General features: G+C 36.6%; 12 protein-coding genes. 4 read left to right on the top strand and 8 right to left on the bottom strand.

All coding sequences use genetic code 11. The features are described 5' to 3' along the window. Positions 1 to 18 precede the first annotated feature (18 nt). The 8 genes from KO502_RS07910 to KO502_RS07875 all read right to left on the bottom strand — a co-directional run bounded on the left by KO502_RS07910 (position 19) and on the right by KO502_RS07875 (position 8,301). Positions 19 to 1,434, bottom strand: coding sequence for an SPOR domain-containing protein (locus KO502_RS07910; protein ID WP_216022040.1), 1,416 nt, complete (start codon positions 1,432 to 1,434; stop codon positions 19 to 21). A gap of 60 nt (positions 1,435 to 1,494) precedes the next feature. Beyond that, entirely contained in the window at positions 1,495 to 2,559 is a 1,065-nt protein-coding gene (aroB, locus tag KO502_RS07905; protein WP_216022039.1) for a 3-dehydroquinate synthase, read from the bottom strand. Between the two features lie 88 nt (positions 2,560 to 2,647). After that, positions 2,648 to 3,166 carry a shikimate kinase AroK gene (gene aroK / locus KO502_RS07900; RefSeq protein WP_216022038.1) on the bottom strand — a complete coding sequence of 173 codons (519 nt, stop codon included), beginning with the start codon at positions 3,164 to 3,166 and terminating at the stop codon, positions 2,648 to 2,650. A gap of 240 nt (positions 3,167 to 3,406) precedes the next feature. Then, positions 3,407 to 5,506 (bottom strand): type IV pilus secretin PilQ family protein, encoded by a 2,100-nt coding sequence (locus KO502_RS07895; RefSeq protein ID WP_216022037.1) that lies wholly within the window; start codon positions 5,504 to 5,506, stop codon positions 3,407 to 3,409. Between the two features lie 11 nt (positions 5,507 to 5,517). Continuing rightward, positions 5,518 to 6,075, bottom strand: a complete 558-nt coding sequence (locus KO502_RS07890; protein WP_252730632.1) for a pilus assembly protein PilP — start codon at positions 6,073 to 6,075, stop codon at positions 5,518 to 5,520. Further along, on the bottom strand, positions 6,072 to 6,668 hold the full coding sequence (locus KO502_RS07885) for a type 4a pilus biogenesis protein PilO (RefSeq protein WP_216022036.1): 597 nt from the start codon (positions 6,666 to 6,668) through the stop codon (positions 6,072 to 6,074). The genes KO502_RS07890 and KO502_RS07885 overlap by 4 nt, the downstream gene beginning before the upstream one ends. Further along, complete coding sequence (locus tag KO502_RS07880) at positions 6,668 to 7,234, bottom strand: PilN domain-containing protein (protein ID WP_216022035.1); 567 nt, start codon at positions 7,232 to 7,234, stop codon at positions 6,668 to 6,670. Before KO502_RS07880 ends, KO502_RS07885 begins: the two co-directional genes overlap by 1 nt. After that, positions 7,222 to 8,301, bottom strand: a complete 1,080-nt coding sequence (locus KO502_RS07875; protein ID WP_216022034.1) for a pilus assembly protein PilM — start codon at positions 8,299 to 8,301, stop codon at positions 7,222 to 7,224. Before KO502_RS07875 ends, KO502_RS07880 begins: the two co-directional genes overlap by 13 nt. A gap of 210 nt (positions 8,302 to 8,511) precedes the next feature. On the opposite strand from KO502_RS07875, the gene KO502_RS07870 reads away from it, so the two are divergent. The 4 genes from KO502_RS07870 to KO502_RS07855 form a co-directional block, all read left to right on the top strand. Then, positions 8,512 to 11,010 (top strand): penicillin-binding protein 1A, encoded by a 2,499-nt coding sequence (locus tag KO502_RS07870; RefSeq protein ID WP_252730630.1) that lies wholly within the window; start codon positions 8,512 to 8,514, stop codon positions 11,008 to 11,010. A 335-nt stretch (positions 11,011 to 11,345) separates the two neighbouring features. Further along, positions 11,346 to 12,497 (top strand): S8 family serine peptidase, encoded by a 1,152-nt coding sequence (locus KO502_RS07865; protein ID WP_216022032.1) that lies wholly within the window; start codon positions 11,346 to 11,348, stop codon positions 12,495 to 12,497. Next, the gene (locus KO502_RS07860) at positions 12,487 to 13,653 is read left to right on the top strand and encodes a TIGR03032 family protein (RefSeq protein WP_216022031.1); all 1,167 of its coding nucleotides are present in this window, start codon (positions 12,487 to 12,489) and stop codon (positions 13,651 to 13,653) included. Before KO502_RS07865 ends, KO502_RS07860 begins: the two co-directional genes overlap by 11 nt. Next, on the top strand, positions 13,650 to 16,447 hold a 2,798-nt coding region (locus KO502_RS07855), incomplete at its 3' end, for a VCBS domain-containing protein (RefSeq protein ID WP_216022030.1). The genes KO502_RS07860 and KO502_RS07855, both read left to right, overlap by 4 nt.

The raw sequence follows: 16,447 nt of genomic DNA, 5'->3' as shown, positions 1-16,447 counted from the left end.
GGCGGATTGTAGCTTGAATTAGTCTTTAAAGGTATTAATTTCAGTAATTACTGCTGAAATATCCTTTAACCAAGGTTTACGTTCATTAAGCTTTTTTGGAAGTAAGCTGAGTGCTTCTTTCGCTTCAGCTTTATTAGGGAACACTTTTGAGGTAACCACAATGAAGCTTTTACCGTTTAATAATCGCTCATAGCTATAAAGGTTATTAACACGGTTCTCCTTAATAAAACGCTGCCATAATTGCTTATCAGCAAAACCAGCGATTTGAATTACATAGCCTTTATCATGAACTACCACTTGGTTTTCATAATAGTGACTATCTATTCGGTTAACTTTATTTATTGTTTTCTTTACTGGCTGGCTTTTATTTATAAGTGCTGTATTTTCTGTAAAAGCTTGCTTTGTCGCTTTTTCACTCTGCACGTCATTATGCTCAAAACTCGTTAAAGCATTTATTACATCTGCAGCCTCTGCTTGAACAAACTCTTCTTCCGTTGCATCAGTCGCAGCGAGTATTGCTAAGCTAATCTCAGAGCTTGATGCCTGTACTTTAGCCTCTACGTCTGAAGTGTTATTTTCGCTTGTTATTTTTTCTTTTTTGAGCATTGTACGATTGTTAGTATCAGATGAGCCTAACATAGTGTCACCTACAGTAACTATTGACGGTTGACTCACTGTATTGTTTTCATCAATAGCGCTGGCTATTAATTGATAACCCCATAGCAGTAACATAAGTAAAATTAACATAACAGCAGCGAGTGTTGATTTTTGTAATAAGGTTAATGAGACTTTATTTTTCTGAGGCTTTATTTTATTGTCATCTAAACTCAAAACTTGTCCTGACTCTGCATCAATAACAGCAATTTTATTTTTAAATAAACTTTTGTTGATGGACACTTGATAAGCCGCTTCTGTTAACCCGAATATCACTACATTAACAGATAAGTTGTGCTTTTTAGCTTGGTCGACTAATTGACATAACTCATATTTTATTTGGAGTGATAATGCATGCGCATGCTCAATTACAATAGTAATAGCTTCACCATGCTGTTTAGCAAATTTTAAGACACTTACCGCTAAAGATTGCTCAGGATCAAATAGAGTATTCACAAAGAGCTGTTCGACTAATCGACAACGAATTTGTATATCGTTAAGTTTTGCTGAAGCGGAAACAAAGGCGACATTAATTTGGCTATTATTAGCGGTACTAGATAAGCTAACAAGATATTGACTGGCTATTTGAGAATATTGATTTGTTTCACTGGCAACAACCAAAACCGCTTGCTTGGCAAAACGTAAATTATAGTCGATTCGTGTAATGACATTGATATCTGAGATATCACCCGATGAAGTTTGCTTGCCTGTTGATAGTTTATCTTCGGTAAGGCTTTGCTCAATTTGATTTGATGATAAAATATTTGCAAATGCAGACATGTTCAACCCTTCTATATATACCGCTAACTATGGAGTATATCTCTAGTTAGCGGTTAATAATTATAGAATTTGTTGAAGCGTCTCTGGCGTGACATCATCACGGATTTCAGATTGACCAATCGCAGTAGGAATTATAAACCTTAGCTTACCTGCGATATTCTTTTTATCACGACGCATATGCGGCATAAACTGATCAAAACCCATATTTTCAGGTGCATTAATAGGTAAATCAAATGCTGCAATAAGCTTTTCTATACGTCGTAAGTCTGACACTTCAAGCAAATTCATTGCTACTGCTAACTTAGCAGCAAGTACCATGCCAGTAGCAACCGCTTCACCGTGTAGCCAGTTACCGTAACCTTGCTCTGATTCAATAGCATGGCCGAAAGTATGGCCTAAGTTAAGTAGTGCTCTATTACCTGCTTCTTTTTCATCATTGGCAACAATATCAGCTTTACATTGACAACAGATTTCAATCATCTTTGCTAAAACGGTTTTATCACCTGACTTTATTGCTGCGATATTATTTTCTAACCAAACGAAAAAGTCTTTATCACCTAAAATACCGTATTTTATTACTTCTGCCATGCCAGCGTTAAATTCACGCACGGGTAATGTAGATAAACTATTTAGATCAATAAATACAGCTTTAGGCTGATAGAAAGCTCCTACCATATTTTTACCTAATGGATGATTAATTGCTGTTTTTCCACCAACAGAAGAGTCAACTTGCGAAAGTAGTGTAGTTGGCACTTGAATAAAGTTTATGCCTCGTTGATAACATGCAGCAGCAAAGCCTGTAATGTCACCAATCACACCTCCACCTAATGCTATGAGTGTAGTATCTCGACCATGTTCATTAGCTAATAAGTGAGACATAATCACATCAAAATTAGCTAAGCTTTTTTCAGCCTCACCATCAGGTAATATCAAGTCATCAACAATAAAGTTAGATAATTTTTCTTTTAATGCGTCAAGATATAACGGAGCAACTATATCATTGGAAACAATACAGACTCGTTTAGCATGGATATGTGATGACAACAGGTCTGTATTATTTAACAAACCTGAATCAATATAAATGGGGTAACTACGTGTGCCTAAATTAAGATTAAGAGTTGTCATAACAAGCTGCTATTGTTCCAACGGTAGGTAAATTCGGACTAATAAAGAATAACACTATTGCTTAACAATAGTGTTTACTATATCAAAACTAAAAGTCTAATTTTTCTATAATTTTATGAGCGACTACTTTAGCGCTTTGGTCATCGGTTTGTACAATGACATCGGCGATTTCTTCATAAAGTGGGTTACGTGCAACCGCTAGGTTTTCCAAAACAGTTCTTGGCTCTTCTTCTGTTTGTAAAAGCGGGCGGCGACGGTCTCGTTGAGTACGAGCAACTTGCTTATCAATCGTTGTTTCAAGGTAAACAACAATACCGCGAGCAGATAGATGATTGCGAGTATTAGTGCTGATAACTGAACCGCCACCAGTCGCTAAAACAATTCCTTGTTTCTCACTTAAGTCTTCAATAACGCCTTCTTCACGTTTACGAAAACCTTCTTCACCTTCAAGATCAAAAACCCAAGCAATATCAGCACCAGTGCGACGCTCTATCTCTTGATCAGAATCAAAAAACTCAAGATGTAATCTGTCGGCTATTTCTCTACCGATAGTGCTTTTACCGGCACCCATTGGGCCTATAAGGAATATGTTACGTTTTTCTGCCATTAGATTTACTTAATACTCAATTTGTTATCGGAATAGTCAAAAGCGCTAAGGTAGATATAACCAGCTTTTAACTCAAGAGAGGTCTCCCTCGGAAATTTCAAGGGCGTAATTATCGCAATTGTTAGCTATAAAATGCAAGTAACAAAAGCACTAACTTAATTAAAAAACGCGCTTAAAACTAAAAAATCCACCAAATGCCGCGATAAAGCGTCATTTGGTGGATTTTAGGAAATATATTATTTAGAACTGTTCAGTAACGATTCTAGGTGTTACAAAAATTAGCAACTCTTTTTTCTCGTTTAGCTGACTAGTATTTCTAAACAACCAGCCAAAGTATGGAATGTCACCTAACACTGGAATCTTAGAAATAGTACTAATAATTGATTGTTGATATATACCACCAAGTACAACAGTCTCACCATTATTTACTAATACTTGTGTACCAATACGCTGAGTATCAATAGCAGGAGCAAAACCACTACTTACCTCAGATACAGTATCTTGAGTTACGACCAAATCTAAAATAATTTTATCATCTGGAGTAATATGCGGTGTTACCGTTAAGCTTAATACCGCTTTTTTAAACTGTGTTGCTGTTGCGCCACTTGATGAAGCTTCTTGATAAGGAAGTTCTACACCTTGCTCGATATAAGCTTCTTTTTGGTTTGCTGTAGTAATACGTGGACTCGCAATGACTTCACCTTTACTTTCTTTTTCAAGAGCTGATAGTTCAAGATCTAATATAGTACCATTTGCTAATCGAGCTACTTGAAAGGCAATAGTACCAGCGGCACCTGTTACAGGTAAGTTTACATTCAAGCCATCATTACCTGAAGGAGCCCCTCCGACACCACCATTACCAATACCATTTGCAGCATTGTTACCCGCAATAGAGCCTGATGTAGATATTTCCCCATCGGTATTAGTAACGCCCCAACGAATTCCTAACTCATCGTTTATGTTATCTTTTACGGTAACCATTCGAGCTTCAATAACCACTTGGCGCACTGCAACATCAAGAATTGTTACCATACGTTTAATGTCTTCAATACTAGCTGCAGTATCTCGAATTAATAACGTATTAGTACGTTCATCAACTGAAACACTACCACGAGCAGATAAAATACTTGTATCATCATTCTTAATTAACTCTGCAAATTCAGCAGCTTTAGCGTAATTAATTTGTACATACTCAGAATATAAAGGCGCTAATTCTTCTACTTGTTGTTTAGCTTGTAATGTTTGTGCTTCTCGAGCAGCTAATTCATCACTTGGCGCAACCATTAGAATGTTGCCTTGCATACGTTTATCTAGACCTTTTACTTTCAGAATAATACTTAATGCTTGGTCCCAAGGAACACCATCAAGACGTAAAGTAATGTTACCTGTTACTGTGTCACTAATGATCAAGTTAAACTCATTATAATCGGCGATGATTTGTAAAACGGTACGTACTGGAATATCTTGGAAGCTTAAAGAAATACTACGTCCATTAAAGTCATCAGTTTCACCTAAATAGGTTGGTGCTTTAACAGGTTTTTCTTTAACCGTTAAAATAAATAGATTGTCTTCTTGTTCTTGTGTAAAAATAAAGTCACTGTCTGCGTCAATCACTAAACGAGCATTACGACCTTCTCTGAAAGTTTCAATTTTAGTGACTAAGGTTCCGAAATCTGTAACGTCTAACTTATAAAGTAAGTCATCCATAATTTCAGTATTGTGAAATTCTACATTTAATTTACCTAAATTATTGTTAACGTCTGCAGCTAACATATTCTCTTTTAAATAAACTAAAACTTGACCTTCATTAGCTTCATTTAATCTAAAATCAATTGATTCTACATGATTGATAAAAGCTTCACCGGCAGGACTTAATGTTTCAACCATTTCAGCCGCTTCACCGTAATTAAAAGTGATTGCAAATTCTGTGTCATTATTTAATGACACATCAAAAACACCAAGCTTTTCTAAGCTAATTAAAGCAACAACTTGGCCTGAAGTTGCGTCTAAATTAACTTCAGTAACACCGGCATGATTTACTAAGGTATTTTTGATGTCTTTATTAAAAGCATTAGCAGCAAATGTCACCTCAACAAAAGCAGGATTCATTGACGTTTTAATTTCAGGCAGTGTTTCAATTTTTTCTGCAAAGCTGAAAGCAAGAACTATTTGATCACTTTGAATCGTATTATATGAAAGACCTACTACTTCATTGTTATTTACGTCTGCTGCATTTACTGACAATGGCAACATTACTGTAGATACTATGAATAGGGTCGTTAGCCAAAGTTCTTTAATAGCAGTAAAGCCTTTATAATTTTTCGTTTTATTAATTAGCATTATTAATTCCTTTACTTATTTGACTCTTCAGATTGAACAATATTTAAGGTAGCTTCTCGTTCTACCCAACACCCTGCACCATCTGGAGCTAATTCAATTATTTTCACTGTTTTTGCACTCACCTGCGTTATTCGGCCATTATAGAGACCTAGATAATTTCCGACAGCAACACGATGTAAAGTTAAGTCAGAGGCTTCTAATAAAGCCCAAAGCATACTTGCATCACCTAAAGTACCACGCATTGTTAAGTCACTTAACGCATATTTTTCTAATGGCTGTTTACGGCGATTATTATCAGGGCTTAAACACCCTGCCATTTGTTGCATTTTTTGTTGAATTGCTTCTGGTTTAGGTAATACAAATGGGCTACGCAAATCATCAGCAGAATAAGCAATGTGAATAAAAGGATTAACTTCAGGCATTGGCTCAATGTAACTCGTTGTTGTTGCTTGAACCTGAGCCATATGAGCTTTGATCTCAGTAGTGTCATCAAAACAGCCTGAGAGCATAGTTAATCCTACGATACCAAAAGCCATTGTCGTTTTAGAAGTAGATCTTTGCTTGATCATTGATCAGCCTCCTCTTGGTAACGGTATGTCTTAGCTTGTAACTTCAAGTTTAAGGTATCGATATCATCTTGTTCTATCTTAATTTTAAAGTCATGTAAGGTTACGATTCTTGGTAAACCGGCTATCTTACTTACAAACTGACCAAATGAGTGATAAGGGCCTATAACCTCTATATCAATCGGTAATTCAATATAGATTTCTTTACTAATCTCGGGTTGCCATTCTAACTTAACAAAATCAAGTCCACTGGTTGTGCCTACAAAAGTAATATCATCTAATAAGCCTGGGATTTCATGGCTATTAGGTAAGCTTCTTAGCTGGTTTGCAAAAGTGTCTTCTGCTTCAACCATTTGTGCTTTAAATAAATCTAAATTTGCCGCAATGTGATATTTCGTTTGATAAGATTGTTTGAGTGTCTGCTCTTCTGCATAACTACGGTCAAGGCTAGTCATTTGGTCACTAATAAGCCCCATATAACCTAGAAAAGCAATCACTACAGCTAAAAATATAGCTAACATCAGCTTCGCTGCTGCAGGCCATTGTCCTATATTGTCTAACTCGAGGTTGTCAAACTGGGATGCATCAAAATTCATTATTTGCTCCCCTTATCTTCATCAACTAAGCCTTTTATTTTAACTTTCATTTTAAAGCTACTCAGTAATTTAGGAGAACCGTCATCAGCAGTAATCGACTCAGGTGTAGCATCAACAAATAAGTCAGATAATTCAACAGCTCGAATCATATTAGCTAGGTGGTTATTAGACTCACTTTTACCTGTAAGCTGTAACGTATTACCTTGCTTTTCTAATTCAATAATATAAATACCATTAGGAATTATTTTTGCTATTTCGTCTAGTACTTGCGTACCTACGTTTCGACTACGTTGTAATTGTTCTACTACATTGATACGTTTTTGTAATGCCGCTTTTTTATCATTTAAAAGCTTTATTTCGGCAATTTGAATATCTAATTGGGCTATTTCGTTTTTCAAATATTGATTTTTACTCGCTTGGCCATCAATACGAGCCTGGTAGTAAAAGTTAACTGAAAGAACCAGTGCTAACGAAATAACAGCAACGACAGATAATATAGTAAAGTATTGTTTTTGTTGTGCCTTGAGTGCAGCTTCACGCCAAGGAAGTAGGTTTATATGTGCCATGGCGAAAAACTCCTTAAAGCCAATCCTGTTGCTACCATTAATTGTGGTGCAACTTTAGCCAGTTCATCTTTATCAACTGAATCACTAATAGTCATATCATGAAACGGATTAGCGATTACAGTATGTATACCAAGCTCATCAGTTAATAAATCGCCAATACCTTCTAAAGCAGCTGTTCCGCCTGAAATTAATAAGTAATCTACTTTTTCTTGTCCACTTGTCGTCAAAAACATTTGTATTGCACGACGAATTTGCTGCATTAATACAGTATGGAACGGGGCTAATACTTCAAAAGTATAGTTAGGAGGTAAGTCATTCGATGTTTTAGCTTCTTCAGCCTGCTCAAATGATTTGTTGTAATATGAAACAATAGAACGTGTATATTGCTCACCACCAAACATCTGATCTCGACTATAAATATGTTTGCCTGCATTAGTAGCAGAAAATAGTGTTACCGTTGAGCCAATATCAACAATAGCAACAACTTTATCTTTTGCATCTTCAGGAAGTTGAGTTAAACAAAGATCGTAAGAGCGACCAACAGCATAAGACTCAACGTCAATGACTTTGGCTTGAAAGTCCCCAGCATCTAGGGCGGCAACACGAGCTTCAATAGATTCAGTACGAGCAGCGCTTAATAAAACGTTTACTTTACTAGGATCAGACTCATTAACATCCAAAGTCTCAAAATCTAAGCTAACTTCATCCAAAGGGAATGGAATAAGACTATCAGCTTCAATTTCTATTTGGCTGGCAAGCTCGTCTTCAGTTAAGGCAACATCCATATAAATCACCTTCGTGATTACTGTTTGCCCTGATACTGCAGCGGCTGCGTCTGTAGCTTTGGCTGAGATATTCTTTCTCAGCTTAGCAATAACATTACCTACGGCTTCTATATCTTGAATTTCACGATCGACTACAGTTCCACGAGGCATAAGCTCAATCGCGAAGTCTTCGATCACAAAACCTTCGCTTCCCTGACTCAGTAAAACGGCTTTTGCCGAATGAGAACCGATATCGATCCCTACCATCATTGAGTTTTTATTTTTAAACAATTTGTCTAGCATAACGACCTACAATTTTATTTTTGTAATTATTTTAGACGCAAAATACGCATAAATACATTTATTACATGCTTTTACACTATATACTAGCATTATCTTAAAATTCTAACCACTTATTGGTATTTTGCTGTGTTTTCAATCAAAAATATATTAAAAATCCTTTTTATACTATTAATTTTGACATCTATTGCTATTTATGGTTTGTATCTTTCAATGCGTTCTGAATTACCGAGTGTTGAATCTTTAAAAGATTTACATTGGCAAACACCATTACAAATATATAGCAAAGATGGCTTATTAATTTCACAATTTGGAGAAAAAAAGCGAATTCCGTTAACCCTTGATGAAGTTCCTCAACAATTAATAGATGCGTTATTAGCAACGGAAGACGATAGGTTTTATATGCACTTCGGTGTAGACCCTATTGGTTTAGGACGAGCTATTCTTGCAAAACTAATGGGACAAGACAAAGGTGGTGCTAGTACTATAACCATGCAAGTAGCGCGTAACTTCTTTTTAACCCGCGAAGTAACCTATACCCGTAAGATTAGAGAAATATTTTTATCATTTCATATTGAGCACCTGCTCACCAAAGATGAAATTTTAATGCTGTATATCAATAAAATTCCATTAGGCCATAGATCATTCGGTTTTGGTGCCGCAGCCCAAGTTTATTATGGAAAATCATTAAATGAGCTTGAACTCGCGCAAATAGCCGTTTTAGCGGGTTTACCTAAAGCACCTTCTACTTTAAACCCTATTCGGTCACCTAAACGTGCCAAAGCGCGTCGTTCTGTAGTGTTAGGTAGAATGCTTGTCAGTGGCTATATCACTGAATCAGAGTATCAAACTGCTAAAAACGCTCCTATTACAGGTAAAAGACATGGCGCAGAAATAGAGTTAACCGCACCTTATATAGCTGAAATGGCTCATCAAGAAGTGCTTGAACGTTACGGTAAGGATAAAGTGTACACTGAAGGCTATAAAGTATTCACAACGATTACCTCGACATTACAAACAGCGGCAAAAGATGCCTTAGTAAATAATTTATTTAATTATGATCAACGTCATGGTTATCGTGGTCCAATTACCTCAATCAGGCCACACTCAAACTCGACCGACAACGATCAAGTTACTCCATTATCGTTAGATGAACTAAACAATGCACTAGCTAAGGTAGAACATTATCAAACATTAGAGCCTGCTGTTGTCGTCGCTGTTGACGAAAAATCTGTTAGCATTCACCTTAATAATGATGAAACAGCAACGATAAATTGGGATGGATTATCTTGGGCTCGTCCTTATATTAATGATCAAAAACAAGGTAGACCACCTCAAACAGCACAAGATATACTGGCATTTGGTGATGTTATATTGGTACGAAAAACTGAAGATGGTAATTATCGTTTAGGGCAATTACCAACAGTAAGTGCTGCTATTGTTTCATTGTCTCCTGATGATGGAGCTATTAAAGCTGCAGTTGGCGGTTTTAGCTTTGCACAAAGCCAATTTAATCGTGTCACGCAAGCTAAGCGTCAAGTGGGCTCTAATATTAAGCCTTTCCTCTATTCAGCTGCTTTAGATAATGGGTTTACCTTAGCATCACTTGTTAATGATGCACCAATAAATCAATGGGATAAAAGCTCAGGTGTGGTTTGGCGCCCTAAAAATTCACCTGAAACTTATGTTGGTCCTTTAAGGGTTAAATTAGCCTTAGCGCAATCTAAAAACGTTATTGCGGTACGACTATTAAAAAGTATTGGTGTTAATGAAACGGTGAGCCATTTAACCAAGTTTGGCTTTGAAGAAGATGATTTACCACGCAATGAATCTTTAGCACTTGGCTCCGCTTCTTTATCGCCTTTAGAAGTTGCCACAGGTTTTGCAGTATTTGCTAATGGTGGTTTTTTAATTAAGCCTTATTTAATTGAGCGTATTGAGAATAGTCTTGGGGAAGTTATCTATCAAGCAAACCCTGCGGTAGCTTGTGGCTCATGTATTGTCGATAAAAAATCGGAAGAAAACACTGAACAAGTATCTGCACCTATTAACGACAACGATTTATTCAACAGTTATAAACAAACAGACAGCGCATTATTAAATATAGAGGAAGATGAGTCGACTGAAGAAACAAATTTAGCGCCACGAGTTATCAGTGCACAAAATGCCTTTTTAATCACGCAAGCGCTAAATAGTGCTATTTGGGGCGCTGATTGGTCGGCGAAACATGGTTGGCAAGGTACTGGTTGGCGCGCAAGAACTCTCAAGAGACGAGATATTTCTGGTAAAACAGGAACAACCAACGAAGCAAAAGATGCATGGTTCTCAGGTTATAGCCGTCGTTTAGTTACTACCTCATGGATTGGTTTTGATGATCCAAGCCATACATTAGGGCAAACTGTTTACAATAATAATTTAGGTAAGAATCAAATAACAGGTAATGAATTTGGTGCTAAGTCCGCACAACCCGCATGGATTGATTTTATGAGAATAGCGTTGGAGGAAGTAGAATTTGAACCTTTCCAGCCACCGGTAGATATGGTGTCTATACGCATAGACAAAGAGACAGGAAAGTTAACCACCAAAACAGATAAAAGTACTGAATTTGAATATTTCCGTTATCGCAATGTGCCAACAGAGTTTGTGGTAGAAGATAATACTCGTGAAATACTATCTGGTGGGCAAGTGGATATAGAAGAAGAACTGTTTTAATAATAACTCAAAACACGGCCTTAAATTTTCATCCTAAGTAAGTTTAAGGCCGGCGTTCATTTTATGAGTTTTTCATTGATCACAAGCTAAATTTAATAGGGCATGTAAGGGTATTGTTAATTATGTAGTACTTAAATCATCAACACAGGCAATCATATAAACTATTTGCCTAATATTTTATTAGGCCTATACTAAAGGCAATAAATTATATCCCCCTTGTAAAGCCTAAAACTTTATAAAAAATAATTTCAAAGTCCTAAATAAGTCTTCGTAATTACCCAGTAGATTTGATTTGTTATTCAATAATTAAAAATAAAACGTTGGAAGATATTTGAATGGTAGGTAGCGTTACTTGTTTATGTCTATATATAAATATTTTTAGAGCATTCCCTTATATCGTATTATTTTATTCTTTTTGTTATTCAGCAGGAACATTAGCAGACAACTCTACTTCTGTTGACCGCCATTTTTTTAAAAACTTCGGTAACTCAGTAATTATTGATAGCCAAAAATTCACAATAGTTCCTGAAGTAATAATAAAAACAAAACTTGGTAAGCAATCCTTGATAGCAAAGTTAAATAAGCCTGCAGTTCAGTTAGCTTTTCTAGAAAATTCTAATCTTTTCTTAGTTAAATCAACAGATCCATTAACATATTCTCAAGAGCTGTCTACTAAAAGCTATATTATTTATGCGCAACCGAATATTTTACAAAAACGTTTCTATAGTTTTACTGGTAGCAATGATATTTCAACGAAAGAACTAGTTAAACATTATAAACATAAAATGCTACAGCACGACAATTTTGGGGAAGGTGTCAATATAGCTATCATTGATGATGGTTTTAACCTAAATCATGAAGACTTAATTTCGACCCAAGTTATATTTTCTTATGACGCTAACCTGAAAAGGTTAACATCAAAACCTCAAGATAAACTTGATACTCATGGCACTAAAGTCGCCGGAATTATCTTCGCAAAACATAATAACATAGGTATCAATGGAATAGCGCCACACGCGAATCTAATAGCAATTAGACAAACAATAAATTTAACTTCTGATACTATTTTAGCATTAACTGTGGCAGCTAAAGCTGGAGCAGATATTATCAATTGCAGTTGGAATTCTCCGCTTCTTTTAGAGCCTATATATGATGTTATAAAACACCTTTCTAGCAATGTAGCCATTGTTTATGCTGCTGGAAATCAGCATCAAGAGATAAAGCCTTATTCTATAGAAGCCTCCATTGAAGAAGTCATAACAGTTGGTGCAACACAATCCTATAGTAATTATGGTGATTTAGTCGATTTCTTCATCTCTGGTAATTTAGAAACGACCCTTAAAAATGGTGGTTATGGAAATTTTAATGGCACCTCCGCGGCGGCCCCCGTTATCAGTGGATTGTTAGCATTACAGCTATCGAACAATAAACATAAATCAATAAGTTCAATTGTAGAAAACATGAAAAGAGATTTGAATGAACGATAATAAAAGTGAAGAGTTAAACGATGTCGAGTTTGATTTTTCAAGTATATCAACAGACAACTTCCCAAAAATTTTAAAAGCATTAAATGTTTCATTGGCCGTCACAAGCTATCAAAGCGCTCGACTAATTTTAATTCAGAGCGATGGTCAAACCATCACGACACGATTTAAAGCTTTTCCTCGACCAATGGGGATATATGCTGATGAAGATCGTATTACTTTAGGCACCTTAAATCAGGTATTAGAATTTAAAAAAAGTAATATTCTACTACATAAAATAAAAAACCAAGAACTAGATGACACAACTCGCATGAGTAAAAAAGTCCTTGAAAAAGATCAGGAGCAACAACAAGCTCTGCAAAAAGAAAGAGAAATTGCGCTCAACGATGTTAAAATTTCTGATTCCCTCTACTTACAGCGAGCTTCATTAACAACTGGCATGATCAATATTCATGATATAGCCTGGGGAGACGAAGGATTATGGGTTGTTAACTCCACCTTTTCCTGTTTATCAACGCTTACCGCAGAGCATTCTTTTGTAGCGCGTTGGAAACCTAAATTCATTTCTGAACTTGTGCCTGAAGATAGATGCCATCTAAATGGTATGGCAATGCAAGATGGAAAACCTAAGTATGTAACCACCTTTAATATGGAAGACTCCCGTGACTCATGGTCAGAAGGACGTATCGATTATGGAACACTTATTGATATAGACACGGATGAAATCCTTATTGAAGGAATGATCATGCCGCACTCACCTAAAGTTCATAATGGTTTTGTGTATGTTTGTGAATCAGGACTTGGTAATGTGTGGAAATACAACATCAAGACCAAAGAAAAAACAGAATTTTTCAAAGTACCTGGGTTTACTCGAGGCATTAATTTTCATGATGGTTTAATGTTTTTATGCACCTCGAAAATTCGCTCTAGTGAGCTTAAAAACCCAACACCATTATCTGAAATGTATGAAGAAACCTTTGCAGGTATTTGGATTATTAACCCCGATACAGGGGAAGAAATAGCACATATTAAATTTGAAGGCGATATTACCCAACTTTACGATATTGCCATTATCCCTAACAGTACTAGCCCTGAACTTCTACAAACTAGCAGTTCATTGACACGACACTTATTCGACTTTACGGAGCACGCATTATGAAAAAACAAACAATTGCTAAAGCATTACTTCCTATGTTGTTGCTTGGCGCACCAGCGCAAGCTAGTACACGTAACTTGAGTCGAAGTAACAAAAATAAATTCAAAGCCATCAGTGTAAAAAGCACAGTTGCTGACTCGCTAAAAAATAGTGAAGCCACTGATACTAGAAACTCAAATGCTGATGTTAACCCTTTTAATGTATTTGGCACTAATACAAACCATGTTAATAGAAAAATTAAAGTACAAGAAGATGTATTATCTTATCTCGAAGAAGAAGGCCTACTTCTCCCTACTAATATAAATCCCAACGTGCTTTCTGGAGAGCTCGGAGCTAAGCAATATAGAAAAGAATTTGCACATGACGCAGGCTACAATCATTGTCATATAACTTGGGGAACATATTTTACAAATACTAGCACCTACTTTAATGCAACTAATTGTGCAAGCTATCCGGGTACATGGCACGCTGCTGTTAGTTATGCAACGGTTTCAAATGTAAGGGTTAGCAATAAAACCACAACAACTGTGACTGTTGATGTTTCATCTAATCAAGAGGGTACCGTTCATGTTGTACTTTTAGAGTCAACAAAAACAGCACCAAGTACTGCTCAAGTTCAGGCTGGTACGGATGGTAGTGGGGCTGCAGCTACAGATTATCAAACAGCTAGTACAATTAGCCAAGCCGCAACATTGAATTTTACGGGGATGACAGCAGGAAAAAGTTATATTGCCTATATCGTTGTTATTAATGCAAGTAATGAGCAACCCGCAGAACCAACATCTTATAGTGTTATGTTTAATGCGGGTTTGGTGGTAGATTCTACTAGTTGGACAAATGCAACAGCTAAAGTTGGTTTAGATGGTGAGCGTTATTTTCATTATAAAGATGCCACTAGCCCTTATGCATTCCATATTAAAAAGTTTAATGGCACTTCTTTCGTGCCTGTTAGCTCTTTTTCTATAACCGATATTAAAGCAGTAAATTCAGCTGCTGGCTCTATCGCAACTAATGATGGAGATTCAGACTTATTAATTGATGCAAATGGGGATGTCCACTTCGTTTTTCCAGTGCGTTTTTCTGACGCATCACCAGGGCCAAGCCCTAGCATTAATGGTCATCATCAAAACCTATGGTATGGAAAATATTCTTCTGGATCGTGGGCATTTCAAGAGGTTTATACCGAGGCTGACTCTGGAATTAGTAATAGACAAATCTCCATCGGTGAGGTGAGTATAGCTTTAGATAGCGATGGTAAAGTACATGCTTCATTTTCTGTCGATCAAAGTGAATGGGATGGTAATGGCTCTAATGATGTAGTGGAAGCTCGTTATGTTACCGATGCTAGCGGTTCTTGGGTGAATACATTGGTGTATTCTAATGCGAGAAATGCAAGTAAAGACTTTGGGAATACTTTTGTACTTACAAGTAGCAATGGCACTGAAAAAGTAGTGTTTCAAAATGATTTTGGTACTGCCCCTAAATTAAATTCTCCAGAATATTATGTCATGGACTCTTCATCACCTACTGCTAAGGTGTTGTTTCTTGCGGCAATTAATGATCCCGGAAATTATATGTCTGGAATGTTACTCGACAGTAATGGTTACATGCATTATGTATATAATAGTGATAATAAAGCATATTATGGTACTAATAAGTCTGGCAGTCATGTCAGTACTGAAATTACTCGTAGTGGTCATACGAACCTAACCTCTTATGGTATTCAAACTGATGGAACTTATTTCTATATAGCCATAAAAACTAGTACTGACACATTTATTCAGGCTTATGATGGCACCACTTGGTTTGACGGGAATATACTCTCTCTTAATGGGAATTTAAAAAACTTTGAGTTGGATACGACTAATAACACCATCATATTAGCATCTGAAGATAGCGGTAGCTATGACGCGTATTATCATACGGGAAACTTATCTGATTATGTTGAAACAGTTGCTGCAAATGTTGCTCCTGTTATAACTAACTTAGGCGGCGATAGTTTCACCTATACCGAAGATAGTGGCGCTGTCATTATCGATCAAGGTACGGCTTTAACGTTAACTGATGCAGATAGTGCAGACTTTGATACTGGTAATCTCACTGTAACTATAACCTCAGGAGAAGATGCAGCAGAAGATTTAATAGCTTTAAATACAGCAGGTAGTGTTTCACTTTCCGGTACTACTGCCGGATCAAATGTTAGTGTTGGCGGCACAGTAATAGGAACGCTAGCAAATAATATTACGGTTGGTAATGACTTTGTCGTTGACTTTAACGCAAGTGCGACACCTGCAAACATACAGGAACTTTTAAAGGCAATAACATATACCAATACAGATTCCGCCGCACCTACTACTGGCGCAAGAAATGTTCGAGTCACGGTCTCCGACGGTGACGGCAGTACTTCTGCTAATCAAAATATCACCATTACTGTAGCCGGAGCAAATGATCCTGCAACTATTGGAGGCGATATAACAGGTGGGACAATAGAAGATAACGGAACTAATGCAACGGGTACATTAACTGTTACGGATGTTGATATTAATGAATCTTCATTTACAGCACAAACTTCGCTAGCCAAAACTTATGGAACGTTCAGTATTAATGCCGCAGGAGCTTGGAGCTATGCATTAAATAATGCCAACGCAAATGTACAAGCATTAGTAAATAACGGCACTATGACTGATATTATTAGCGTAACATCAGCTGATGGTACACAACAAAATATCACTATTACTATTACCGGTGTTAATGGCGTCGCAGCTATTACCGGTACGGCAACAGGTGCCGCAACAGA

Origin of the sequence: Colwellia sp. E2M01 (genome assembly GCF_018860585.1) — a bacterium.
In the GTDB taxonomy this organism is placed as follows: Bacteria; Pseudomonadota; Gammaproteobacteria; order Enterobacterales; family Alteromonadaceae; genus Colwellia.
This window is presented reverse-complemented; position numbering and strand designations above follow the sequence as displayed.

What these genes read in the sequence shown, in the direction of transcription:
- KO502_RS07910 (WP_216022040.1), bottom strand. Translation starts at nt 1,434, where the DNA reads ATGTCTGCATTTGCAAATATTTTATCATCAAATCAAATTGAGCAAAGC.
- aroB (WP_216022039.1), bottom strand. Translation starts at nt 2,559, where the DNA reads ATGACAACTCTTAATCTTAATTTAGGCACACGTAGTTACCCCATTTAT.
- aroK (WP_216022038.1), bottom strand. Translation starts at nt 3,166, where the DNA reads ATGGCAGAAAAACGTAACATATTCCTTATAGGCCCAATGGGTGCCGGT.
- KO502_RS07895 (WP_216022037.1), bottom strand. Translation starts at nt 5,506, where the DNA reads ATGCTAATTAATAAAACGAAAAATTATAAAGGCTTTACTGCTATTAAA.
- KO502_RS07890 (WP_252730632.1), bottom strand. Translation starts at nt 6,075, where the DNA reads ATGATCAAGCAAAGATCTACTTCTAAAACGACAATGGCTTTTGGTATC.
- KO502_RS07885 (WP_216022036.1), bottom strand. Translation starts at nt 6,668, where the DNA reads ATGAATTTTGATGCATCCCAGTTTGACAACCTCGAGTTAGACAATATA.
- KO502_RS07880 (WP_216022035.1), bottom strand. Translation starts at nt 7,234, where the DNA reads ATGGCACATATAAACCTACTTCCTTGGCGTGAAGCTGCACTCAAGGCA.
- KO502_RS07875 (WP_216022034.1), bottom strand. Translation starts at nt 8,301, where the DNA reads ATGCTAGACAAATTGTTTAAAAATAAAAACTCAATGATGGTAGGGATC.
- KO502_RS07870 (WP_252730630.1), top strand. Translation starts at nt 8,512, where the DNA reads ATGCGTTCTGAATTACCGAGTGTTGAATCTTTAAAAGATTTACATTGG.
- KO502_RS07865 (WP_216022032.1), top strand. Translation starts at nt 11,346, where the DNA reads ATGGTAGGTAGCGTTACTTGTTTATGTCTATATATAAATATTTTTAGA.
- KO502_RS07860 (WP_216022031.1), top strand. Translation starts at nt 12,487, where the DNA reads ATGAACGATAATAAAAGTGAAGAGTTAAACGATGTCGAGTTTGATTTT.